We start from the raw sequence: 22,231 nt of genomic DNA on the forward strand, positions 1-22,231 counted from the left end.
CCGTCCGCAGGTCCGCCGGGTCCCCGGCGTGGCGGCGGTTGGGACGGAACGGTGACATGACCGTGCCTATTCGTAATCCCCCCATGTGATTTCCTGTCGGCAAGCGCGCGACTGTCCGTGCGCGGGGGACATGGGGAGAACACAAGTGAACGTGCAGCCGATACGCGGCCGCGTCCGCACCGGCCTGCCGGCCCTGCTGCTGGGCGCGGCCCTTCTGCTGACCACGGCGTGCAGCAACGGCGGTGACGCCGCGGGCGGCGGTGGCGACAACGGGAAGCCCGGCGGCGGCAACGCGGCCAAGGCCAACACCGAGGCCTCGAAGGCCGTGGTCAGCGTCAAGCCGGACGACGGCGCCAAGGAGGTCGCCACCAACGGCGTCCTGAAGATCTCCAGCACCGGCGGCAAGCTGACCACCGTGACGGTCGCCGACACCAAGGGCAACGCGGTCGAGGGCAAGCTGACCCCCGACGGCTCCGGCTGGGAGCCCGCCCGCAACCTGGCCTCCGCGACCGAGTACAAGGTGCACGCGGTCGCCAAGGACGAGGCCGGCCGGGAGTCCGCCAAGGACACCACCTTCACCACCCTCACCCCGCAGAACACCTTCGTCGGCCACTACACGCCCGAGGACGGCTCGACCGTCGGCGTGGGCATGCCGGTGTCGATCAACTTCACCCGCGGCATCACCAACACCGAGGCCGTCGAGAAGGCCATCACGGTCACGGCCGAGCCCTCCGTCCCGATCGAGGGCCACTGGTTCGGCAACGACCGCCTCGACTTCCGTCCGGAGAAGTACTGGGCCGCCGGCACCAAGGTCACCGTGAAGCTCGCCCTCGACGGCGTCGAGGGCCGCCCCGGGGTCTACGGCAAGCAGACCCGTACGGTCACCTTCACCGTCGGCCGCTCCCAGGTCTCCACGGTCGACGCGACGGCCAAGACGATGGAGGTCGTCCGCGACGGCCAGGTCATCAAGAACCTGCCCATCACCGCCGGCGCCCCCGCCACGACCACCTACAACGGTCAGATGGTCATCAGCGAGAAGTACAAGGTGACCCGGATGAACGGCGCCACCGTCGGCTTCGGCGGCGAGTACGACATCTCGGACGTCCCGCACGCGATGCGCCTGTCGAACTCCGGCACCTTCGTCCACGGCAACTACTGGGCCGCCTCCAGCACGTTCGGCAAGGAGAACGTCAGCCACGGCTGCGTCGGCCTCGAGGACGAGCGCGGCGCCGGAGACCCCAACACCCCGGCCGCCTGGTTCTTCGACGAGTCCCTGATCGGCGACGTGGTCATCGTGAAGAACTCCAAGGACAAGCAGATCGCCCCGGACAACGGCCTCAACGGCTGGAACATGGACTGGGCGGAGTGGAAGAAGTAGGAGGGTCGGCTCCCTGACCCGGTGGCCCGGTGCTGTGACCCACAGCACCGGGCCACTTCTCGTTAACCGCCGCTAACCTTCCCCGTATGACCATCTCTCTCGAAGTCTCCGAAGGCGTCGGCACCATCCGGCTGGACCGCCCGCCCATGAACGCCCTGGACATCGCCACCCAGGACCGGCTGCGCGAGCTCGCCGTGGAGGCGACCGACCGCGCCGACGTGCGCGCCGTCGTCATCTACGGCGGGGAGAAGGTGTTCGCGGCCGGCGCGGACATCAAGGAGATGCAGACCATGGACCACGCGGCGATGGTCGCCCGGTCCCGCGGACTGCAGGACGCCTTCACGGCCGTGGCCCGCATCCCCAAGCCGGTCGTCGCGGCCATCACCGGCTACGCGCTCGGCGGCGGCTGCGAGCTCGCGCTCTGCGCCGACTACCGGATCGCCGCCGACAACGCGAAGCTCGGCCAGCCCGAGATCCTGCTCGGCCTGATCCCCGGCGCGGGCGGCACCCAGCGGCTGTCCCGGCTGATCGGGCCCTCCAGGGCCAAGGACCTCATCTTCACGGGCCGCATGGTCAAGGCAGACGAGGCGCTCACCCTCGGACTGGTGGACCGGGTGGTGCCCGCCGCCGAGGTGTACGAGCAGGCGCACGCCTGGGCCGCGAAGCTCGCCCAGGGCCCGGCGATCGCCCTGCGCGCGGCGAAGGAGTGCGTGGACGCGGGCCTGGAGGCCGACATCGACACCGGCCTGGCCATCGAACGCAACTGGTTCGCGGGGCTGTTCGCCACCGAGGACCGCGAGCGCGGCATGCGCAGCTTCGTCGAAGAGGGCCCGGGCAAGGCCAAGTTCGTATGAGCGCAGCCGTATGAACACAGCCGCGTGAGTGAACCCCTGCGGGTGGTTTAGCGGGGCCTTAAGGCAGCCTTAAGGCGAAACGGTTGATCAACGCAGGGTGATCGGCCCCGTGCGCGCCGTCACCGCAGGTCAATGCGGGGCGCGGCGTGTCCGGTTGCCCCTCGCATATGCCCGTGCGCCCCCTCGGAAGCCTCGATTCCGCGGGGGCTATTCCCGTGGAACGGCCCGGGCGGGCGCGGTGGCCGTCCATGATGGGTGCATGGCGGGCCTGGAGGGTGTGGAACAGCCGCGGCAGCGCGCGAGCGCTATGGCCGTACGGCTTGCGGTGGCGGTCGAGGACGAGCAGGGCCTCACGGTGCTGGAGTCGTACGGCAACCCGGCGGAGGCGGAGGTGACCCTGCCGTCCATGCCGGAGTCGGCGAGCACGGCCCGCCGGCTCACCCAGAGCGTGGTGGTGCGCTATTGGGGCCTGTCGCCGCAGATCGCCGAGCACGCCGTCCTGCTGGTCTCCGAGCTCGTCGGCAACGCCGTGCGCCACACCGGGGCCCGTTCCTTCGGTTTACGGATGCTGCGCCGTCGCGGCTGGATCCGCGTCGAGGTGCGCGACCCCTCGCGGGGGCTGCCCTGTCTGATGCCGGTGCACGAGCTGGACACCACCGGCCGGGGGCTCTTCCTCGTGGACAAGCTGTCCGACCGCTGGGGCGCCGACCTGCTGCCGCGCGGCAAGATCACCTGGTTCGAGATGCGGGTCGCGGACCGCTGACCCCCGGAACGCCGGAAACCCCCTGTCGCCGAGGTGGGGCGCTGCGGGGGTTTCGTGGGCGCCGAGGACCGGTGGGGTGTGTGGCCCTCGGCGGGTGGGCTTCGCTCGGGTCAATGGGAAGCCGTGATTCCGACTATGGCAGACGTGGGCCCAAACGCCAAAAGTCCCGACTCGGACATAAGTGTGCATATCCTAAGAGTTTCCATCTAAATCTTAGGTGAGGTGGGCCACTCGCCTCGTAATCCATGAATGAATATCCACCCCTCCGCGTAATTCATTGATCGCAGAGTGAACGTTCCACCCTCGGGGCGCCACTTCCGAAGGTCCCAAACTGGGTCAATCAATACCTTCGGGGGCGTTCGCCACTTAAATGGGCAGGTGCTCTGTTACCCAGACCGCCGGACCGCCCTGCGCGCCACTGCGGCGGTCGCCGCCGGTGCCCTCACCGCGGCCTGCGGCACGGGCGGCGCCCCCATGGCTCCCCGGCCCGTCCAGGACGCTCCCGCCCGGCCCGATGCCGCCAAGCCCGCTCCGGCGCCGGCCCCCGCCCCCCGCCGGTTCCCCGGGCAGCCCGTGGAGATCGTGCACGGCCCGCGCGAGCGGCCGGAGGTCGCGCTCACCTTCCACGGCAACGGGGACCCCGCCATCGCCCGCGCCGTGCTCGCCGAAGCCGAGAAGGCGGGCGCGCACGTCACCGTCCTGGCCATCGGCACCTGGCTCGACGACCACCCCGACATGGCCCGCCGGATCCTCGACGGCGGCCACGAGCTCGGCAACCACACCCACCACCACCTCGCGATCAACTCCCTGCCCGAGGCGGAGGCCTACGCCGAGATCACCGGCTGCGCCCAGCGCCTCAAGCGCCTCACCGGCTCCATCGGCACCTGGTTCCGTCCCTCGCAGACCCAGAACGCCAGCCCCCTCGTCCAGAAACTGGCCCAGCGGGCCGGCTATCCGCACGTCCTCTCCTACGACGTGGACTCCCTCGACTTCACCTCGCCCGGCGCCGCGACCGTCGTCAGCAACGTCACCGGGACGATCCACGGCGGATCGGTGGTGAGCCTGCACTTCGGCTACGCGGACACGGTCGACGCGATGCCGCCCCTCCTCGAAGAACTCGCGCGCCGCAAGCTGCGCGCGGTGACCACCACGGAGCTGCTGACCCCATGACGACCACCCGCCTTCCCCGGAAGGCCACCGTGCTGCTGGCCGGTCTGGTCCTCGCCGCCCTGGCCGGCTGCGGATCGGCCGACAAGGCGCCCGCCGAGGCACTCGGCTCCAAGGGGCCGGCCAACCCCGTCAAAGCCGTGCCCGCCGTACCGCCGGGGCTGGCCGGGATGCCCCCGGTGCTCGACCCGGCCGACGTGTACGCGGCGGACCGGCCGAACAAGCTCTCCCCGGTGGTCAAGGGCTTCCCGTCGCGCGTCTACGTGCCGAACACCAACTCCAACACGGTGTCCGTCATCGACCCGGCCACCTACAAGGTCGTCGACACCATCCCGGTCGGCGTCCAGCCCCAGCACGTGGTGCCCTCCTGGGACATGAAGACCCTCTGGGTCAACAACAACCGCGGCCACACCCTCACCCCCATCAACCCGGCCACCGGCGAGGCGGGCGAGCCGGTCGAGGTCCACGACCCGTACAACCTCTACTTCACCCCCAACGGCAAGTACGCCATCGTGATGGCCTCCATGGACCGCGAGCTGGTCTTCCGCGACCCGCACACCATGAACCGGGTCAAGACCGTCCCCGTGACCTGCTTCGGTGTCAACCACGCGGACTTCTCCCTCGACGGCCGCTACTTCATCGTCAGCTGCGAGTTCTCCGGCGAACTGCTCAAGGTCGACACCGAGAAGATGGAGGTCATCGGGCAGCAGAAGCTCCCGTTCGAGGGCGCGATGCCCCAGGACGTGAAGATCTCGCCCGACGGGAAGACCTTCTACGTCGCCGACATGATGGCGCACGGCATGTGGGTGCTCAGCGGCGACAAGTTCGACGTCCCCAAGCTGCTCCCCACCGGCAAGGGCTGCCACGGCCTCTACGTCAGCCGCGACTCCCGCGAGATGTACGTCTCCAACCGCGGCGAGGGCAGCATCTCCGTCTTCGACTTCAAGAAGAACCAGCTCACCAAGAAGTGGGAGCTGCCCGACGGCGGCAGCCCCGACATGGGCGGGGTCTCGGCCGACGGCAAGGTGCTGTGGCTGTCCGGCCGCTACAACTCCGAGGTCTACGCGATCGACACCACCACCGGCAAGGAGCTGGCGAAGATCCCCGTCGGCAGCGGCCCGCACGGCCTGGCCGTCTACCCGCAGCCCGGCCGCTACTCGCTCGGCCACACCGGCATCTTCCGCTAGGCCCGCCTGCCCGGACGGGAACGCGACGGCGTCCTGGGAGCCCGCCCACGGCTCCGGGGACCCGTGGGCGGGGACGGCCCCCGGTGCGGCTACCCTGAGCCGGTCAACAAGCACCAGGAAGGGGTGGCCCAGTGGCGGACATCGACAAGGCACGTGAGACGTTCGACCGGTTCGACGCGAACGGCGACGGCGTCATCACGGCCGACGAGTACAGCGCGGCCATGAAGGCGATGGGGGACGCGTTCGTCACCCCCGCGGTCGCCGACGCGATCATCGCGGCGAAGGACCTCAACGGCGACAAGCTGCTGAGCTTCGACGAGTTCTGGGCCGACCTGAACAAGTAAGGCCCCGCCGAACGGGCGCCGCGCCCGCCTCCGTCCCGCCCGCCGGGACGGGGGCGCGTCAGGCCCCGCTCGGACCCGTCATGTCCTCGACCTCTGCGAGGGCCTCCTCCAGCCAGCCGAGCCAGAAGCCCTCCAGGGCGATCCCCCCGTGCAGCACGAGCCGGCGCAGCCGGTCCGGGTCGGCGTTGCGCCCCGCCGGGAAGTCCTTCGCCTCGATGGCCTCGTACTCCGCCAGCTGTGCCCGGTGCAGCTCCAGGTGCCGCCGCAGCTCCGCCCCGAGCCCCTGCGGCCCCACCACGGCCGCCGCCCGGATCCGCAGCAGCAGCGCGTCCCGCATCGGCTTGGGATCCTGCCGCTCGTCCACCCACCGCGCCAGCTCCGCGCGGCCGTCGGGCAGCACCTCGTACTCCTTCTTCTGCCCCCGCACGGGCGCCTCGCTGGGCAGCGCCCGGATCAGCCCGGCCTCCTCCAGCCGCCCCAGCTCCCGGTAGATCTGCTGGTGCGTCGCGGACCAGAAGTAGCCGATCGACTTGTCGAACCGCCGCGTCAGCTCCAGCCCCGACGAGGGCTTCTCCAACAACGCGGTGAGAATGGCATGCGGCAACGACATGCGGCCATCCTAGGTGTGGGCAATCGTCCCGCAGGGGCGATGGGGGTCCCCCCTGCTCGAGCGAAGCCGAGAGCTTGGGGGAGGGTGGGCACACCGGGACACCCCGCCGGGAGGCCCGACCCCGCCCCGCCCCCGGCCCCGCCCCGCCCCCGACCCCGCTCAGCCCAGCGCGCCCAGCTCCTCCGGCGTCCGCGGCCCCGGAACCCCGTCCGCCAGCATCCCCCTGCCCCGCAGGAACGCCCCCACCACCGGCGCCCAGGCAGCCCGCAGCCCCGCGGACGCCAACAGCTCCGGATCCGACAGCAGATCCCCCGCAGGCCCCACCCGCACCCCGGAGGGCGTCAGCACAGCGGCGTCGTCCGCCCACCGGACCGCCAGGTCCACGTCGTGGGTGGCCATCACCACCGTGGTCCCCGCCGCCCGCAGCCCGGCCAGGACGTCCAGCAGCCGTTCCTGCCCGTCCGGGTCGAGCCCGGCCGTCGGCTCGTCCAGGATCAGCACCCGCGGCGCCATCGCCACCGCACCCGCGATCGCCGCCCGCTTGCGCTGCCCGTACGACAGCAGGTGCGTCGGCCGGTCGCGCAGCGCGGTGATGTCGAGGGCGGCCAGCGCGGAGTCCACCCGCTCGCGGACCTCGGCCTGCGCCAGCCCGAGGTTCATCGGGCCGAAGGACACGTCCTGCTCCACCGAGGCCGCGAACAGCTGGTCGTCGGGGTCCTGCACCACCAGCTGGACGGTGGTGCGCAGCCGCGTCAGCCCCCGCCGGTCGTAGGACACCGGCGTACCCTCCAGCCGCAGCGCCCCCGACGCGGGCCGCAGGCCCCCGCTCAGCAGCCGCATCAGCGTGGTCTTGCCGCTGCCGTTGCGGCCCAGCAGCACCAGCGCCCGCCCCTCGGCGATCGCGAAGTCCACGCCCGACAGCACGGCCGGGCCGTCCTCGTACGCGTATCCCGCGCCGGCCAGTTCCACCAACGGGGTCACAGCCCCAGCTCCTTCAGTACGAGGGTCCCCGCGACCAGGGCGGCCAGGAGGGCGGCGGCGGCCGCCAGGAACCGCCGGGACAGCCGCGCCGGCGGGACCAGCACCCGCAGCGCGCCGTCGTAACCCCGCCCCGCGAGCCCCTCCTGGAGCCGGGCGGCGCGGTCGAAGGCCCGGACGAACGAGGTCGCCGCGAGCCCGGCCACCGAACGCCAGGCGGCGGCCCGCCCGGCCTGCCCGAGCCGGGCCGCCTGGGCCCGGCGGACCTGGGCGAGGGAGTCCAGCAGCAGGAAGCCGATCCGGTACATGACCAGGGCCACGTCCACCACCGGCGCGGGCACCCCGGCCCGCACCAGCCGCGGCAGCACGTCCGAGACGGGCGTGGTGAAGGCGAACAGCAGCACTCCCAGCGAGGCGGCCGAGGTGCGCAGCAGCAGGTCCAGCGCGTGCCGGGGCCCGTCCGGGGCCGGCGCGAGGAGCCCGTCGGGACCGCCCACCGACACAAGCAGCGGCAGCGCGCCGGTGACGCAGAACCCCAGCGGGACCCGGAAGGCCCGCCACAGCCGGCGCCCGGACACCCCGGCGGGCCCCAGCAGCACTGCCAGGGTCGCTGCGGCCACCAGCGGCCCGCCGGGCCACGGGGGCAGGCACACCGCGGTGACGGTCAGCCCGAACCCGAGCAGGGCCTTCTCCAGCGGATGGCGGCCCCGCCAGCGGCTGGAGTGCGCCGCGACGTCGATCGGCAGCACCGGCTACGGCTCCCGCGCGGGCTCGGCGGGGGCCTGCGCCCCGGCTCCGGCCGCCGTCTGCGCCAGGGCCTGGGCCGCGCCCTGCCGGCGGCCCCTGCGGACCCCGAAGTAGTACGCGAGCACGCCCGCGCCCAGGGCCGCCTGGAGGGCGAACAGGGCGGACTCCACCTCGCCCGACGGAGGCTCGTACAGCGGGGAGAACCAGGGCTCGTAGTCCGGCTCCAGCTCGGTGATGGCCGACTCCGCCTGGGCGTCGGCGCCCGCGAAGGGCTCCTCCTTGCCCTCGCCGAGCCCCAGCGCGAGCGGCAGCACGGCCAGTGCGGCCACCAGGAGCAGCAGCAGGGTGTTGATCTTGGCGTTCCGGCTCATCAGGCTGCCGCCCCCTCGGTCCGCTTGGCTCCGGTCAGCTTGGCGACCCCGAGCCGGACCAGGTCCGACTTGCTCGACTGCATCAGCAGCCGCATCACGAGCACCGTCAGCAGCCCCTCGCTGACCGCGAGCGGGATCTGGGTGAGGGCGAAGATGCCCGCGAACTTCTCCAGGGAGCCCGGGAATCCGCTCGACGGGTCCGGGAAGGCGAGGGCCAGCTGGACCGAGGTCACGCAGTAGGTGACCAGGTCGGCGAAGAAGGCGCCGAAGAAGACGGTGACCATCAGCGGGGCGCCGGACCTGCGCAGCAGCTTGTAGACCGCGTACCCGGCCCAGGGCCCGGCGATGGCCATCGAGAAGACGTTGGCGCCGAGGGTGGTGAGCCCGCCGTGCGCCAGCAGCAGGGCCTGGAACAGCAGGGTGATCGTGCCGAGCACCGCCATGATGGGCGGCCGGAAGAGGACGGCGCCGAGCCCGGTCCCCGTGGGGTGCGAGCAACTGCCCGTCACCGAGGGGATCTTCAGGGCGGACAGGACGAAAGTGAATGCACCGGACGCGCCGAGGAGCAGTGTGCTCTCGGGGTGGGACTTGACCTCGCGGGTCAGCGCGCGGACCCCGTGGACGACGAACGGGGCGGACGCGGCGCCCCAGGCGGCCGCGTGCAGCGGGGGCAGGAACCCCTCGGCTATGTGCATGAGTCGGGAGACCTCTCCAGCACCTCGTGGATGGACGTACGCGCCCCGGCCGGTCTCCTGGCTGACGGGTACTGCCGCCCCGGCTCCGCCTTCCCGGGTCCCTGCGGTCTCCCGCACGGTCCCAGTGGCTCCCGCGAGGGGTGGAGCTGGACTTCCCGATCACAGTGGCGAGGGCCGCACCGGTTTTCCACCGGTTTCCCGAACACCAAGGCCAGCTGACCCTAGTCGCCCGCACGGACCGGTATCAACCCGGACCGATCCGGCCGATCGGATGGCTCAATTCCGCTTCGCCCCCCGGAAGGGTGCCGAACGCTGGCGCGGGCGGCGGCGGCCCCGCAGGGTGGGGGCGTGGCCGCCTACGACTACTCCGACCTGTCCGCCGTCTACCTCAACTGCACCCTCAAGCGCTCGCCCGAGACCAGCAACACCGAGGGGCTGATCTCGCGGAGCCGCGCCGTCATGGAGTCGGCCGGCGCGCGGACCTCGCTGATCCGCGCCGTCGACCACGACATCGCCACCGGCGTCTGGCCGGACATGACCGACCACGGCTGGGAGAGCGACCAGTGGCCGGTGCTCTACAGCCAGATCATGGACGCCGACATCCTCGTCCTCTGCGGCCCCATCTGGCTCGGCGACAACAGCTCGGTCATGAAGCAGGTCATCGAGCGGCTCTACGCCTGCTCCTCGCTGCTGAACGACCGGGGCCAGTACGCCTACTACGGGCGGGTCGGCGGCGCGCTGATCACCGGCAACGAGGACGGCGTCAAACACTGCGCCATGAACGTCCTCTACAGCCTCCAGCACCTGGGCTACGCCATCCCGCCGCAGGCGGACGCGGGCTGGATCGGCGAGGCCGGCCCCGGCCCCTCGTACCTCGACCCGGGCTCCGGCGGCCCCGAGAACGACTTCACCAACCGCAACACGACGTTCATGTCCTGGAACCTGATGCACCTCGCGGCGCTCCTCAAGCGCGCCGGGGGCGTCCCCGCCCACGGCAACCAGCGCTCCGAGTGGGACGCCGGCTGCCGTTTCGACTTCCCGAACCCCGAACACCGCTGAGGGTGTCCGGCGTCCGGCGTCAGCAGGTGTTCGGATGGGCGATGTCCACCACGAGCCGCTCGGGCGCGTGCAGGACGGAGGTGCTGTAGGCGGGCGGGGTGTCGAAGGCGGCCCCGAAGGTCACGTACCCCTCGAAGTCACCGGTCAGGGCCAGGCCCTTGAGCTTGCTGAGGCTGATCTGCTGGAGCTTGGGGCCCTGGTAGACGTTGTTGCCCGCGTCGTCGTGGCCGGCGGCCGGGTGCAGGCGGATCTCCAGGAAGTACTTCCCCGGCAGCGGGACCGGCTTGCCGGAGCCGTCGTAGACCAGCTGGGAGACGGGAGTGACGGTGAAGGAGGGCACGGAGCCCTGGAGGTCGATCACGATCCGGTCGTACGTGCAGTGACCGCCCCAGCGGGCGTTGACGACGAGCGGGGTCGTGGAGCGGACGGCGGCCGGTGCGGCCGCCGAGGCCGGTGCGGCGAGCGCGAGCCCTGCGGTCAGCAGGGCACCTGTGGCCAGGGCCACGAACCGGCGGCGGTGCGGGTGGTGACGCATGGCGTCCCCCCGATCCTCTGAGACGGGGAATGACTGTCATCCGGTATGACATTCCCGGGGGCCCCGTGGTTGCACGGGGCGGCCCGCCGGCTCAGAAGGTCAGCAGTGCGCTCAGCTCGGCGTCCAGGTCGTAGTGGCGCTGCTCCTGCCCCCGTGGGACCAGCTCGGTCATCCGCCGGCACAGCCCGCGCAGGTCCTTGGCCCGCACGGAGACCACGCAGCCCCGCTCGCCGTTGCTCAGGGCCAGCAGGACGCGGGGCTCGGTGCCCGTCCACCGCGGCCACACCTGTATGTCGCCCTCCCCGGTGGCGCAGGTCTGCCCGTCGATCAGCAGCTCCCGCGAGAACACCCAGCGGGCGATCCGGACGCCGGCGCCCTGGAACTCCACGGCGACCTCGTAGGGCCGGTCCGTGCGGTAGACGAAGACGCCCTCCAGGGGGACCGGCAGCGGTGCGGCCTCCAGCCGCAGCGGCAGGACACGGTGTTCGGTGATGGCCATGGCGGCTGCCTCTCTTCGCGGGGTAACAGCGCCCCCCGAAGCACGCTAGTGCACGTACCGCCCGCCGCCCGGGGGCCGAAGGTCCCGACCCGGGCGGGCCGTGGGACCCCTCTTCCCCGGACGCGCGCAGGGGCCCGGCGCACCCGCGCCGGGCCCCTGCTCACCTCGTCACGCTGCGCCGAGCGGTCAGCACTCGATGACGTTGACCGCGAGACCGCCGCGCGCGGTCTCCTTGTACTTGACCTTCATGTCGGCGCCGGTCTCCTTCATGGTCTTGATGACCTTGTCCAGGGAGACCTTGTGGCTGCCGTCGCCGCGCATCGCCATCCGGGCCGCCGTGACGGCCTTGACCGCCGCCATGCCGTTGCGCTCGATGCACGGGATCTGCACCAGGCCGCCGACCGGGTCGCAGGTCAGGCCCAGGTTGTGCTCCATGCCGATCTCGGCGGCGTTCTCCACCTGCTCCGGGGAGCCGCCCAGCACCTCGGCCAGGGCGCCCGCCGCCATGGAGCAGGCGGAGCCGACCTCGCCCTGGCAGCCGACCTCGGCGCCGGAGATCGAGGCGTTCTCCTTGAAGAGCATGCCGATCGCGCCCGCGGCCAGCAGGAAGCGCACCACGCCGTCCTCGTCCGCGCCGGGCACGAAGTTCACGTAGTAGTGCAGGACGGCCGGCAGGACGCCCGCGGCGCCGTTGGTGGGCGCGGTGACGACGCGGCCGCCCGCCGCGTTCTCCTCGTTCACGGCCATCGCGTAGATCGTCGTCCACTCGCTGCGGTGCAGCAGCGGGTCGCCCTCGGTGCGCAGCTGGCGCGCCGTGGCGGCGGCCCGGCGCTTGACGCGCAGCCCGCCCGGGAGGATGCCCTCGCGGGACATGCCGCGCGAGACGCAGGACTGCATGACCCGCCAGATCTCCAGGAGGCCCTCGCGGATCTCCTCCTCCGTCCGCCAGGCCTTCTCGTTCTCCATCATCAGGGAGGAGATCGACAGGCCGGTCTCGTTCGCGAGACGGAGCATCTCGTCACCGGAGCGGAAGGGGTACTTCAGCACGGTGTCGTCGAGCTTGATCCGGTCCTCGCCGACCGCGTCCTCGTCCACGACGAAGCCGCCGCCGACCGAGTAGTAGGTCTTCTCCAGCAGCGGGGCGCCGGAGGCGTCGTAGGCGAAGAGGGTCATGCCGTTCGCGTGGTACGGCAGCGAGCGGCGGCGGTGGAGGATCAGCTGGCTGGGCTCGTCGAAGTCGATCTCGTGGACGCTCCCTATCTCGGTCCCGAGCAGGCGCAGCTTCCCGGTCCGGCGGATCCGCTCCACCTCGTCGTCGGCGCTCTCCACGTCCACCGTGCGCGGGGAGTGGCCCTCCAGGCCGAGCAGGACCGCCTTGGGGGTGCCGTGGCCGTGGCCGGTGGCGCCGAGGGAGCCGAAGAGCTCCGCCCGGACGGAGGCGGTCTGGGCGAGGAGGCCGTCCTTCTTCAGCCGCGACACGAACATGCGCGCGGCGCGCATCGGGCCGACCGTGTGGGAGGAGGAGGGGCCGATACCGATGGAGAAGAGATCGAAGACGGAGATGGCCACTGGCGGACTCCCTTGTCGGCTCGTGGGGTGGGGAGGGGGGCAGGGGTGTGGTGGAGCGGGGTGGTGCGCGGGGGATCTGCGGATTTTGTCCGGCAGACGAGCGTAACGCGTGGAGATGAACGTTTCGCCTCGTGGAAGGGTCCGCGGGACGTGAGTCAGCTCGCGTTCCGGTGTCCCGGCGGGGAAACGGGCCGGGAAGAAGACAGGAAGGGGCCCGGCCCTGTGCGGAACAAGGCCGGGCCCCTCCTGGCCCGTGACTACAGCGACGGGTAGAGCGGGAACTTCGCGGCGAGCGCGGAGACGCGCGCCTTGAGGTCGTCCGCGTCGAACGCCGGCTTCAGGGCCTGCGCGATGATCTCGGCGACCTCGCGGAAGTCCTCGGCGCCGAAGCCGCGGGTGGCCAGCGCCGGCGTGCCGATGCGCAGGCCCGAGGTGACCATCGGCGGGCGCGGGTCGTTCGGGATGGCGTTCCGGTTGACCGTGATGCCGATCTCGTGGAGCCGGTCCTCGGCCTGCTGGCCGTCCAGCTCGGAGTTGCGCAGGTCGACCAGGACCAGGTGCACGTCGGTGCCGCCGGAGAGGACGGACACGCCCACCTCGGTGACGTCCGGCTGGACCAGGCGCTCGGCGATGATCTTGGCGCCCTCCAGGGTGCGCTCCTGGCGCTCCTTGAACTCGGGCGAGGCCGCGACCTTGAAGGAGACGGCCTTGGCCGCGATCACGTGCTCCAGGGGACCGCCCTGCTGACCGGGGAAGACCGCGGAGTTGATCTTCTTGGCCAGCTCCTGCGTCGACAGGATGACGCCGCCGCGCGGACCGCCGAGGGTCTTGTGCGTGGTGGTGGTGACCACGTGGGCGTGCGGCACCGGGTTCGGGTGCAGGCCCGCGGCGACCAGGCCCGCGAAGTGGGCCATGTCGACCATCAGGTACGCGCCGACCTCGTCCGCGATCCGGCGGAAGGCGGCGAAGTCCAGCTGGCGCGGGTAGGCGGACCAGCCGGCGACGATCAGCTGCGGCTTGGACTCCTTGGCCAGGCGCTCGACCTCGGCCATGTCGACCTGGCCGGACTCGTCGACGTGGTACGGGACCACGTTGTAGAGCTTGCCGGAGAAGTTGATCTTCATGCCGTGGGTCAGGTGACCGCCGTGGGCCAGGTTCAGGCCCATGATCGTGTCGCCCGGCTTCAGCAGCGCGAACATCGCGGCGGCGTTGGCCTGCGCACCGGAGTGCGGCTGGACGTTCGCGGCCTCGGCGCCGAACAGCGCCTTGATGCGGTCGATCGCGATCTGCTCGACCACGTCGACGTGCTCGCAGCCGCCGTAGTAGCGGCGGCCGGGGTAGCCCTCGGCGTACTTGTTGGTCAGGACCGAGCCCTGGGCCTCCATGACGGCGACCGGAGCGAAGTTCTCCGACGCGATCATTTCCAGGGTCGACTGCTGGCGTACGAGCTCGGCGTCGACGGCGGCGGCGACGTCGGGGTCGAGCTCGTGGAGGGGGGTGTTCAGTACGGACATCAGGATCCCCTGGGGTGTCAGTTACCGGTGGTGAGGGCGGTGTACTCGTCGAAGGAGAGCGCGTCCTTGGGCTCCTCCGACAGCTTCACCTTGAACAGCCAGCCACCCTCGAACGGGGCGGAGTTCACGAGGGCCGGGTCGTCCACGACGTCCTGGTTGAACTCGACGATCTCACCGGAGACGGGGGAGTACAGGTCGCTGACCGACTTGGTCGACTCCAGCTCGCCACAGGTCTCGCCCTCGGTGACGGTGTCGCCGACCTCGGGGAGCTGGGCGTAGACGACGTCACCGAGTGCGTCGGCGGCGAAGGCCGTGATGCCGACCGTCGCGACGCCGTCGACGGCGTCCGACAGCCACTCGTGCTCCTTGGTGTAACGCAGCTGCTGGGGGTTGCTCATGACCTGATTCTCCTGGATGCGGTGCGGTGGATACGAACGGTGGTCTTGCGGGCCGGAGGGTGGCCGGCGGGGCGGGGTCCCGGGGACCCGGGGGTCACTTCTGCCGCTTGTAGAACGGCAGGGCCACGACCTCGTACGGCTCATGCGTACCGCGAATGTCCACGCCGACCCCGGAGGTTCCGGGCGCGGCGTGCTCCGCGTCCACGTATGCCATGGCGATCGGCTTGCCCAGCGTCGGCGACGGGGCGCCGGAGGTGACCTCGCCGATCACCTTGCCGCCGGCGACCACGGAGAACCCGGCGCGCGGGACGCGGCGGCCCTCGGCGATCAGACCGACCAGCTTGCGCGGGGCCCGGCCGGCGGCGCGCTCGGCGGCGGCCTCCAGGGCGGCGCGGCCGACGAAGTCGCCCTCCTTCTCGAACTTCACGACCCGGCCCAGCCCGGCGTCGAAGGGCGTGAGGGACGTGGTCAGCTCGTGCCCGTACAGCGGCATGCCCGCCTCCAGGCGCAGGGTGTCGCGGCAGGACAGGCCCGCCGGGACCAGGCCGACGCCCTCGCCCGCCTTGGTCAGCGCCTGCCACAGCTCCACGGCGTGCTCGGGGGAGACGAACAGCTCGAAGCCGTCCTCACCGGTGTAGCCGGTACGGGCGATCAGCGCGGGCACGCCCGCGACGGTGCCCGGCAGGCCGGCGTAGTACTTCAGCCCGTCCAGGTCGGCGTCGGTCAGCGAGGCGAGGATGCCGGGGGACTCCGGGCCCTGGACGGCGATCAGCGCGTACGCGTCGCGGTCGTCACGGACCTCGGTGTCGAAGCCGGCGGCGCGCTCGGTGAGCGCGTCCAGCACCACCTGGGCGTTGGAGGCGTTGGCGACGACCATGTACTCGGTCTCGCCGAGGCGGTAGACGATCAGGTCGTCGAGGATCCCGCCGTCCTCCTGGCAGATGTGCGTGTAGCGGGCGCGGCCGACGCCGACGGTGGAGATGTTGCCCACGAGCGCGTAGTCCAGCGCCTTCACGGCCTCCGGGCCGGTCAGGGTGATCTCGCCCATGTGGGAGAGGTCGAACAGACCGGCCTTGGTGCGCACGGCGTTGTGCTCGTCGCGCTCACTGGCGTAGCGCAGCGGCATGTCCCAGCCCGCGAAGTCGGTCATGGTCGCACCGAGCGAACGGTGCAGCGCGTCGAGCGCGGTCAGGCGGGGGGCAGTGCTCATGGGTGTGGCTCCCGGGTCCCAGGGCATGACATGACGAGGACGATCCTCCCCATCTGTCATCGGAACCTGAGAGGTTCGCCGGGAGTTCCCACGGGGGAACGCCGACTTGCACCTTGGGTGGAGCTGGCGGACAGCTCGCTTTTCAGATCTGCCTCATCCACGCGGTACGGGGCCTGAGAGATTCAAGGGAGGTACTTGCTCCTTCGGCGCCCGGGCACGGCCTCGCGGCCAGCCGGGACTCTCCCGCGCGGATTCAAGCGGCCGGTATGCAGTTGGTGTCCAGATGGCGCACATCATTGCACGGGTCGGGCGGAAGCGGGCAGCGGGGCCCGGAAGAAGGTACGGAACGCCCGTGCCCCCTGCGCTCCCGGGTGCTGGACGCCGGGCCCGGAACCGACCGGCGCGGATTACCGTCTCTTTACATTCAGCGGGCATGGGGCCCTCGCGGTCCGACTCGGGGGGAGACGATCACGGTGCGGAGATTCGGAGTGGCGACCAGTACGGGAACGGTGGACGAGCCCCGGGCGCGGCCCCTCGCGTCCCGCACGGCCCCGGCCGCCGGCACGGTCCGCGACCTGCGCGGACGCGTGGCCCGGGGCCCCCGGCGGCTGAGCTTCCCCGCCGGGGACATCGTGGTGGTGTCCGGTCTGCCGGGCGGCGGGAAGAGCACCCTGATCAAGCGGGCCGTGCCGGGCGGGGGCATCGACTCCCAGGACGTCCGCGAGCGCTGGGAGGGCCGGATGCCGCGGGCGCTGCCGTACGGGGTGTACCGGCCGCTGGTCCGCGCGTCCCATTACCGGACGCTCTGGCGCGAGCTGCGCTCCGGCACCTCTCTGGTCGTCCACGACTGCGGCACCCAGACCTGGGTCCGGGCCCTCCTGGCGGCCTCCGCCCGGCGGCGGGGCCGCCGGCTCCACCTCCTCCTGCTGGACGCCTCCCCGGAGGAGGCCCTCGCGGGCCAGGCCTCGCGCGGCCGGGGCGTCTCGGCGTACGCCTTCGCCCGCCACCGCGCGGCGGTCGGCCGGCTGCTGTCGGCGGCCGAGGCGGGCCGCTCCCCGAGGGGCTGCGCCTCCACCACCCTCCTGGACCGCCGCGCGGCCGCCGCCCTGACGGGCATCACCTTCGACGCCTGACCCGCCCCGGGTGCGCCGCCGCGCGGGGTCTGGGGCGGAGCCCCAGTGAGCGGGGGAGGGGCGGGTAGGGGACCGGCCCCGCGCAGCGGCTCCCGCCCCCGGCGGAGCCGCCCGGTAGCCTCGGGGCGGTAATTCGCCATGGAAACCCCAACGGAGAGCAGGCGCACATGCACGGCAACGGCTGGCCGGCGAACGAGTTGGAGCAGGTACTCGGAACGGCCCTCGGGCAGCCGGACGCGGGCCCCCGCATCCTGGAGGCCCTCGGCCGCAGCCAGGTCTGGGTCCCGCTCCCGCAGGGCGGCGGCCCCGACAGCCCCTCCCTCGACCTCCCCACCATGCTGATCGCCGGCGAGGCGTACGTCCCCGTCTACAGCTCCGAGGCCCAGTTCCGCTTCGCCGCCGGCCCCGCCATGGACTTCGCGATAGCCCCCGCGGTGGAGTTCGCCCGCGGCCTGCCCCCGCAGCTCGGCATCGCCGTGAACCCCGAGGGCGCCGTCGGCGTCCCCCTGCCCCCCGCCGCCGTCGCCCAGCTCTGCCGGGCCGGCCGCACCGAGCTCGACGGCCCCGCCAGCGGCGCCCGCGTCCGCCTCTTCGAGCCCGACTGGCAGGACGACCCCGTCGACTTCCTCTCCGCCGCCGCCGAGGAGTTCCGCGCCACCGGCGTCGTCCGCGCCGCGCACCGCTGCCTCGCCAGCGTCGAGGGCAAGGACCCCGAGCTCTACATCGGCGTCCAGCTGGTGGGATTCGACTCCGGCAGCCGGACCGCCCCGCTGGAGGCGCTCGGCCGCGCCCTGGCGCGCGTACCGGCGCCGTGGCCCGTGCAGTTGATCCTGCTCGACGCCGCCGAGGACCCGGTCACGGACTGGATTCGTGAGCGCGTGCGCCCCTTCTACCTCCCGTAGCGCCGCTTAAGCTGTTCGGGACGTGGAGACGACGGGCGGACGAAGACGAAGAGGGGTAGCCGGGTGAGTGCGTCAGGCACGGCCGCGGCCGGGCAGGTCGAGCACATGCTGCGCCAGGTGACTCCCGGGCGCTATGAGAACTACGAGTCATTCCTGCACGCCCTCGCCGAGGGCCGGCTGTGGATGCTGCTCTGGCAGGGGCAGCCGGGCTCACCGGACGCCCAGTACGGCGGCATGGAGGTCGAGGGCCTGGGATACGCGCCCTGCGTGACCTCCCCGCAGGAGCTGGCCGCCAGCGGCTGGAACCGTGGCTACGAGGTGGTCACCGGCCGGGACATCGCCCGCGCCCTCTACCCCGACCGCTGGGGCCTGTGGGTCAACCCGCACGCCCAGGGCGGCGGCCTCGGCATCCCCTGGGCCGACCTGCGCCGGGTCGCCACCGGCCTGGACCGGATGCCGGCCGGACCGCTGCGGCTGTCCGAGCCCGCCCTGGAGCTCCCGCAGTTCTACGGGCTGCTGACCCAGCACGCCCACCGCACCCCCGCCGTCCGCTCGCTGCGCCGCGCCTGGGTGCAGCCCGCGCTGGGGTCGGCGTACCTCGCCGTCGGGCTCGACCTGTACGACGCCTCCGCGCCCGCGCTGGAGTCCGTACGGGAGATGATGCGCCAGTCGGTCGGCGCGGTGCCCGAGGGCGTTCCGGTGTGCACGGTCGCGCTGGCGGACGAGCACGATCCGGTGGCCATGTGGCTGCGCGCGCAGACCCGCCCGTTCTACGACCGGGAGGGCCAGGCGGCCGCCTACTGAGCCGCCGGGCCTGTTACAGGGACATTTCAGGGTATGCCCGCACTGTGAGACGGGCCGTCCAGGGCGAACCTCGGGCCGTCGGGAAACACCGTTCCCGGCGGCCTTCGCCTTGTCCGGATTTCACCCCCGATGGGCGTCCAATTGGCGCAGCCGACCGCCGAGTTGGGCGCCATGTCCGTTTGGATACCGAACGGACGGTGTTGCTCCGCTGAGCCGAGAGCCGAGTCCGGATAACGGGAACTCAAGCCTCAGATCACGGTTGCGCATCCTTTCATCTGCGGGTCTGGCGGCTGGTCGAGCGCCCGATGAAGACTCCCCACCCAAGAGCCGGTCAGTCCTCCAGGACCCGGCTCGGCACGTGCCATCCGCGTGTCGCTCCGCACAGCTCTTCCCGCACTTCCGCACGTCAGCAGTCTTCGCATTCCTCGCGCACCGCCCTGCACTTCCCGCAGTTCCGCACCGCCCGCACCTCCCGCAGTTCCTGCACCTCCCGCAGTTCTCGCAGTACTCACGCACCTCCCGACGCGGCCCGGCCGTGTCCCACCGCGTCCCGAGCACTCCGAGCGCCACTCCGCACCAACGCCGCCACAGCGGCGGGCATGGGCCGACCACCCGTCGGCCGAGAGGGGTCCCCACCACGATGACGGCACCACTGCACGACACGAGCGCGGAAACGCCCGCACCCGTGTCCGTAGCCGACGTCCCTGCCAAGGCCATCGAAGGCCGCTCGCCCGGACGCATCGCCTGGATGCGGCTCAAGCGCGACAAGGTCGCGCTGACCGGCGGCGTGGTCGTGATCCTGCTGATCCTGGTGGCGATCTTCGCGCCGCTGATCGTGAAGCTGCTGGGCCACGACCCCAACGAGTTCCACGAGGACCTGATCGACCCCGACCTGGGCACACCGCTCGGCTCCTTGGGCGGCATCAGCTCCGACTACCTGCTGGGCGTCGAACCGACCAACGGCCGCGACGTCTTCAGCCGGATCGTCTACGGCGCCCGCATCTCCCTGATCGTCGCCTTCCTGGCCGCCTTCGTCTCGGTGGTCCTCGGCAGCTTCCTCGGCGCTCTCGCCGGCTTCATCGGCGGCTGGGTCGACGGCCTCATCAGCCGCGTCATGGACCTGCTCCTGGCCTTCCCGCAGCTGCTGTTCACCATCGCCCTGGTCTCCGTCGTGCCCAACTCCGTCTGGGGCTTCGAGGGTTCGGGCGTGCGGATGGGCGTGCTCATCCTCGTCATCGGCTTCTTCGGCTGGCCGTACATCGGACGCATCGTCCGCGGCCAGACGATCTCCCTGCGGGAACGCGAGTACGTCGAGGCGGCGCGCAGCCTCGGCGCCGGCCGCGGCTACATCCTCGTCAAGGAGCTGATGCCGAACCTGGTCGCGCCGATCCTCGTCTACACCACGCTGATCATCCCGACCAACATCCTGACGGAAGCGGCCCTCAGCTTCCTGGGCGCCGGCGTCAAGCCCCCCACCTCTTCCTGGGGAAAGATGCTCTCCGACGCCGTCCCCATCTACCAGGACGACCCCATGTACATGGTGGTCCCCGGTATGACGATCTTCATCACCGTCCTGGCGTTCAACCTCTTCGGGGACGGGCTGCGTGACGCACTCGACCCCAAGGGCAGCTGAACCGCTTCTTCGCTTCACCACCTATGGAGGTTGGACAACCGTGATCCGCAGAAAGCAGGCTCTCGCGATCGCCGCCGTGATCGCCGCCCTGTCGATGACCGCCGCGTGCGGTGGCAACGGGGACAAGAAGGACGACAAGGCGGACGCCGCCGAGAGCGCCAAGGGCTACAGCGGTGCCGCCGAGGGCGTCATCAACGCCTCCGACGCCAAGGGCGGCGAGCTCAAGCTCTGGTCCCCCCAGGACGTCGACTACCTCGACCCGCAGCGCGCCTACTACGGCTTCGTCTGGGACATCCAGCGCCTGTACGTCCGCAGCCTGCTCGCCTACGACTCGAAGCCGGGCAAGGACGGCACCAAGGCGGTCCCGGACCTCGCCGAGGCCCTGCCGGTGGTGACCAACGACGGCAAGACGTACACCCTGAAGCTCAAGGACGGGGTGAAGTTCGAGGACGGCACGCCGATCACCTCGAAGGACGTCAAGTACGGCATCGAGCGCGTCTTCGCGCAGGACGTGCTCTCCGGCGGCCCGACCTACCTGATCGACATCCTCGACCAGGGCCAGAAGTACCCCGGCCCGTACAAGGACACCGACCCGGACAAGATGGGCCTGAAGTCCGTCCAGACGCCGGACGACAAGACCATCGTCTTCAACCTGGCGAGCGCCAACGCCGACTTCAGCTACCTGCTGGCCATGCCGACCTCCTCGCCGGTCCAGGCGGGCAAGGACACGGGCGCCACCTACACCAACAAGCCGGCCTCGACCGGTCCTTACAAGGTGGAGAGCTTCACCGCCGGCAAGGGCGCGACCTTCGTCCGCAACGAGAACTGGGACCCGAAGACGGACCCGATCCGCAAGGGCCTGCCGGACAAGGTCTCCTTCACGGTGACCACCAACCCGGACGACATGGACCAGCGCCTGCTCTCCGGCGACATCGACCTCGCCATCGACGGCACCGGTGTGCAGCAGGCCGCCAAGAACAAGATCCTCAAGGACGGGAACCTCAAGAAGAACGCGGACAACCCGTTCACGGGCTACATCCGCTACTTCGCCTTCCCGACGACGGTCGCGCCGTTCGACAACATCGAGTGCCGCAAGGCCGTCATCTACGCGGCCGACCCCAAGTCCCTGCAGACCGCCCGCGGCGGCCCGACCAGCGGTGACCTCGGCGCGAACATGCTGCCGCCCGGCGTCCCCGGCTCGGACAAGGCCTACGACCCGTTCGGTCTGACGAAGGGCAAGCCGCAGGAGGCCAAGGCCAAGGAGGCCCTCAAGGCCTGTGGCAAGCCTGACGGCTTCGAGACCACCATCGCCGTGCGCAACAACAAGGCGCCCGAGGTGAAGACGGCCGAGTCCCTCCAGGCCTCGCTCGCCAAGGTCGGCATCAAGGCGACGATCGACCAGTACGACGGCAAGCTCAACTCCTCCGTGATCGGTTCGCCCGAGAACGTGAAGAAGAAGGGCTACGGCATCATCGTCATGGGCTGGGGCGCCGACTACAACTCCGGCTCGGGCTTCCTCCAGCCGCTGGTCGACGGCTCGTTCATCCTGCCGAACGGCAACAACAACTACACGATGATCAACGACCCGGAGATCAACGGCCTCTTCAAGACGGCCGCCACCAAGTCTCCGGAAGAGGCCGCGCCCTTCTACACGCAGATCAACCAGAAGGTCATGGAGAAGGCGCTCTACCTCCCGATCAACTTCGACAAGGCGCTCGTCTACCACAACCCGCGCCTGACGAACGTCTACTTCAACGAGTCCTTCGGCAAGATCGACCTCGCCACCGTGGGCATCAAGCAGTAACAGCACCGGCCGGCCCCCGGCCCGAGTCGTCACGTACCACGTAACACCACAGGCAAGTGCCTTCACCGCACATGCGC

23 protein-coding genes and 2 riboswitches are annotated in these 22,231 nt (G+C 71.2%); of the genes, 12 read left to right on the forward strand and 11 right to left on the reverse strand.

Translation table 11 applies throughout. From position 1 onward, the window contains the following. The first annotated feature begins 130 nt into the window (after positions 1-130). From BX286_RS25545 to BX286_RS25570, 6 genes are all read left to right on the forward strand, one after another. A complete protein-coding gene (locus tag BX286_RS25545) occupies positions 131-1,378 on the forward strand; it encodes an Ig-like domain-containing protein (protein WP_079429869.1) in 1,248 nt (415 codons plus the stop codon). 86 nt (positions 1,379-1,464) lie between these two features. Beyond that, positions 1,465-2,232, forward strand: a complete 768-nt coding sequence (locus BX286_RS25550) for an enoyl-CoA hydratase/isomerase family protein (RefSeq protein ID WP_079429870.1) — start codon at positions 1,465-1,467, stop codon at positions 2,230-2,232. A 259-nt stretch (positions 2,233-2,491) separates the two neighbouring features. After that, a complete protein-coding gene (locus BX286_RS25555; protein WP_121016420.1) occupies positions 2,492-2,995 on the forward strand; it encodes an anti-sigma regulatory factor in 504 nt (167 codons plus the stop codon). A gap of 378 nt (positions 2,996-3,373) precedes the next feature. Further along, complete coding sequence (locus BX286_RS25560; protein WP_100862831.1) at positions 3,374-4,165, forward strand: polysaccharide deacetylase family protein; 792 nt, start codon at positions 3,374-3,376, stop codon at positions 4,163-4,165. Next, positions 4,162-5,349 carry a YncE family protein gene (locus tag BX286_RS25565; RefSeq protein ID WP_079429873.1) on the forward strand — a complete coding sequence of 396 codons (1,188 nt, stop codon included), beginning with the start codon at positions 4,162-4,164 and terminating at the stop codon, positions 5,347-5,349. The genes BX286_RS25560 and BX286_RS25565 overlap by 4 nt, the downstream gene beginning before the upstream one ends. Positions 5,350-5,480: 131 nt before the next feature. Beyond that, entirely contained in the window at positions 5,481-5,693 is a 213-nt protein-coding gene (locus BX286_RS25570; RefSeq protein ID WP_079429874.1) for an EF-hand domain-containing protein, read from the forward strand. 58 nt (positions 5,694-5,751) lie between these two features. On the opposite strand, the gene BX286_RS25575 is transcribed toward BX286_RS25570, so the two are convergent. From BX286_RS25575 to BX286_RS25595, 5 genes are all read right to left on the reverse strand, one after another. Next, complete coding sequence (locus tag BX286_RS25575) at positions 5,752-6,303, reverse strand: PadR family transcriptional regulator (protein WP_100862830.1); 552 nt, start codon at positions 6,301-6,303, stop codon at positions 5,752-5,754. A gap of 159 nt (positions 6,304-6,462) precedes the next feature. Then, entirely contained in the window at positions 6,463-7,284 is an 822-nt protein-coding gene (locus BX286_RS25580) for an ATP-binding cassette domain-containing protein (protein WP_079429876.1), read from the reverse strand. Beyond that, positions 7,281-8,030, reverse strand: a complete 750-nt coding sequence (cbiQ, locus tag BX286_RS25585; RefSeq protein ID WP_079429877.1) for a cobalt ECF transporter T component CbiQ — start codon at positions 8,028-8,030, stop codon at positions 7,281-7,283. Before cbiQ ends, BX286_RS25580 begins: the two co-directional genes overlap by 4 nt. Before the next feature lie 3 nt (positions 8,031-8,033). Next, positions 8,034-8,399 (reverse strand): energy-coupling factor ABC transporter substrate-binding protein, encoded by a 366-nt coding sequence (locus BX286_RS25590; RefSeq protein ID WP_079429878.1) that lies wholly within the window; start codon positions 8,397-8,399, stop codon positions 8,034-8,036. Then, positions 8,399-9,094 carry an energy-coupling factor ABC transporter permease gene (locus tag BX286_RS25595; protein WP_079429879.1) on the reverse strand — a complete coding sequence of 232 codons (696 nt, stop codon included), beginning with the start codon at positions 9,092-9,094 and terminating at the stop codon, positions 8,399-8,401. The genes BX286_RS25590 and BX286_RS25595 overlap by 1 nt, the downstream gene beginning before the upstream one ends. Positions 9,095-9,123: 29 nt before the next feature. Beyond that, positions 9,124-9,319: riboswitch (cobalamin riboswitch) on the reverse strand. Between the two features lie 123 nt (positions 9,320-9,442). Between BX286_RS25595 and BX286_RS25600 the strand changes: the two genes are divergently transcribed. Next, on the forward strand, positions 9,443-10,153 hold the full coding sequence (locus BX286_RS25600) for a flavodoxin family protein (RefSeq protein WP_079429880.1): 711 nt from the start codon (positions 9,443-9,445) through the stop codon (positions 10,151-10,153). Positions 10,154-10,172: 19 nt separating this feature from the next. Here the strand turns inward: BX286_RS25600 and BX286_RS25605 are convergent, their stop codons facing one another. The 6 genes from BX286_RS25605 to gcvT form a co-directional block, all read right to left on the reverse strand. Then, positions 10,173-10,688, reverse strand: coding sequence for a hypothetical protein (locus BX286_RS25605; protein ID WP_121016422.1), 516 nt, complete (start codon positions 10,686-10,688; stop codon positions 10,173-10,175). A 91-nt stretch (positions 10,689-10,779) separates the two neighbouring features. After that, entirely contained in the window at positions 10,780-11,187 is a 408-nt protein-coding gene (locus BX286_RS25610) for an SsgA family sporulation/cell division regulator (RefSeq protein ID WP_121016424.1), read from the reverse strand. Between the two features lie 186 nt (positions 11,188-11,373). Beyond that, positions 11,374-12,756 (reverse strand): L-serine ammonia-lyase, encoded by a 1,383-nt coding sequence (locus BX286_RS25615; protein ID WP_079429883.1) that lies wholly within the window; start codon positions 12,754-12,756, stop codon positions 11,374-11,376. Positions 12,757-13,013: 257 nt separating this feature from the next. Then, positions 13,014-14,270 (reverse strand): serine hydroxymethyltransferase, encoded by a 1,257-nt coding sequence (glyA, locus tag BX286_RS25620; RefSeq protein ID WP_042811644.1) that lies wholly within the window; start codon positions 14,268-14,270, stop codon positions 13,014-13,016. A gap of 17 nt (positions 14,271-14,287) precedes the next feature. Then, positions 14,288-14,668 carry a glycine cleavage system protein GcvH gene (gene gcvH / locus BX286_RS25625; protein ID WP_079429884.1) on the reverse strand — a complete coding sequence of 127 codons (381 nt, stop codon included), beginning with the start codon at positions 14,666-14,668 and terminating at the stop codon, positions 14,288-14,290. Between the two features lie 94 nt (positions 14,669-14,762). Continuing rightward, positions 14,763-15,878 carry a glycine cleavage system aminomethyltransferase GcvT gene (gene gcvT / locus BX286_RS25630; RefSeq protein ID WP_079429885.1) on the reverse strand — a complete coding sequence of 372 codons (1,116 nt, stop codon included), beginning with the start codon at positions 15,876-15,878 and terminating at the stop codon, positions 14,763-14,765. Between the two features lie 152 nt (positions 15,879-16,030). Beyond that, positions 16,031-16,134, reverse strand: a riboswitch (glycine riboswitch). Positions 16,135-16,366: 232 nt separating this feature from the next. Here gcvT and BX286_RS25635 point away from each other — a divergent pair. The 5 genes from BX286_RS25635 (at position 16,367) to BX286_RS25655 (ending at position 22,154) form a co-directional block, all read left to right on the forward strand. Further along, a complete protein-coding gene (locus BX286_RS25635; RefSeq protein WP_398898804.1) occupies positions 16,367-17,011 on the forward strand; it encodes an AAA family ATPase in 645 nt (214 codons plus the stop codon). Between the two features lie 167 nt (positions 17,012-17,178). Continuing rightward, complete coding sequence (locus BX286_RS25640; RefSeq protein WP_079429887.1) at positions 17,179-17,913, forward strand: enhanced serine sensitivity protein SseB; 735 nt, start codon at positions 17,179-17,181, stop codon at positions 17,911-17,913. 63 nt (positions 17,914-17,976) lie between these two features. Then, positions 17,977-18,717, forward strand: coding sequence for an enhanced serine sensitivity protein SseB C-terminal domain-containing protein (locus BX286_RS25645; protein ID WP_079429888.1), 741 nt, complete (start codon positions 17,977-17,979; stop codon positions 18,715-18,717). Positions 18,718-19,357: 640 nt separating this feature from the next. Then, positions 19,358-20,350 (forward strand): ABC transporter permease, encoded by a 993-nt coding sequence (locus BX286_RS25650; RefSeq protein ID WP_079429889.1) that lies wholly within the window; start codon positions 19,358-19,360, stop codon positions 20,348-20,350. A 94-nt stretch (positions 20,351-20,444) separates the two neighbouring features. Then, positions 20,445-22,154, forward strand: a complete 1,710-nt coding sequence (locus BX286_RS25655) for an ABC transporter substrate-binding protein (protein ID WP_237293362.1) — start codon at positions 20,445-20,447, stop codon at positions 22,152-22,154. The last annotated feature ends 77 nt before the right edge of the window (positions 22,155-22,231 follow it).

It is taken from the genome of Streptomyces sp. 3211.6 (assembly GCF_003634815.1).
Lineage (GTDB): Bacteria > Actinomycetota > Actinomycetes > Streptomycetales > Streptomycetaceae > Streptomyces > Streptomyces katrae_A.

What these genes read in the sequence shown, in the direction of transcription:
- BX286_RS25545 (WP_079429869.1), top strand. Translation starts at nt 131, where the DNA reads ATGGGGAGAACACAAGTGAACGTGCAGCCGATACGCGGCCGCGTCCGC.
- BX286_RS25550 (WP_079429870.1), top strand. Translation starts at nt 1,465, where the DNA reads ATGACCATCTCTCTCGAAGTCTCCGAAGGCGTCGGCACCATCCGGCTG.
- BX286_RS25555 (WP_121016420.1), top strand. Translation starts at nt 2,492, where the DNA reads ATGGCGGGCCTGGAGGGTGTGGAACAGCCGCGGCAGCGCGCGAGCGCT.
- BX286_RS25565 (WP_079429873.1), top strand. Translation starts at nt 4,162, where the DNA reads ATGACGACCACCCGCCTTCCCCGGAAGGCCACCGTGCTGCTGGCCGGT.
- BX286_RS25575 (WP_100862830.1), bottom strand. Translation starts at nt 6,303, where the DNA reads ATGTCGTTGCCGCATGCCATTCTCACCGCGTTGTTGGAGAAGCCCTCG.
- BX286_RS25590 (WP_079429878.1), bottom strand. Translation starts at nt 8,399, where the DNA reads ATGAGCCGGAACGCCAAGATCAACACCCTGCTGCTGCTCCTGGTGGCC.
- BX286_RS25595 (WP_079429879.1), bottom strand. Translation starts at nt 9,094, where the DNA reads ATGCACATAGCCGAGGGGTTCCTGCCCCCGCTGCACGCGGCCGCCTGG.
- BX286_RS25605 (WP_121016422.1), bottom strand. Translation starts at nt 10,688, where the DNA reads ATGCGTCACCACCCGCACCGCCGCCGGTTCGTGGCCCTGGCCACAGGT.
- BX286_RS25610 (WP_121016424.1), bottom strand. Translation starts at nt 11,187, where the DNA reads ATGGCCATCACCGAACACCGTGTCCTGCCGCTGCGGCTGGAGGCCGCA.
- glyA (WP_042811644.1), bottom strand. Translation starts at nt 14,270, where the DNA reads ATGTCCGTACTGAACACCCCCCTCCACGAGCTCGACCCCGACGTCGCC.
- gcvH (WP_079429884.1), bottom strand. Translation starts at nt 14,668, where the DNA reads ATGAGCAACCCCCAGCAGCTGCGTTACACCAAGGAGCACGAGTGGCTG.
- gcvT (WP_079429885.1), bottom strand. Translation starts at nt 15,878, where the DNA reads ATGAGCACTGCCCCCCGCCTGACCGCGCTCGACGCGCTGCACCGTTCG.
- BX286_RS25640 (WP_079429887.1), top strand. Translation starts at nt 17,179, where the DNA reads ATGCACGGCAACGGCTGGCCGGCGAACGAGTTGGAGCAGGTACTCGGA.
- BX286_RS25650 (WP_079429889.1), top strand. Translation starts at nt 19,358, where the DNA reads ATGACGGCACCACTGCACGACACGAGCGCGGAAACGCCCGCACCCGTG.
- BX286_RS25655 (WP_237293362.1), top strand. Translation starts at nt 20,445, where the DNA reads ATGACCGCCGCGTGCGGTGGCAACGGGGACAAGAAGGACGACAAGGCG.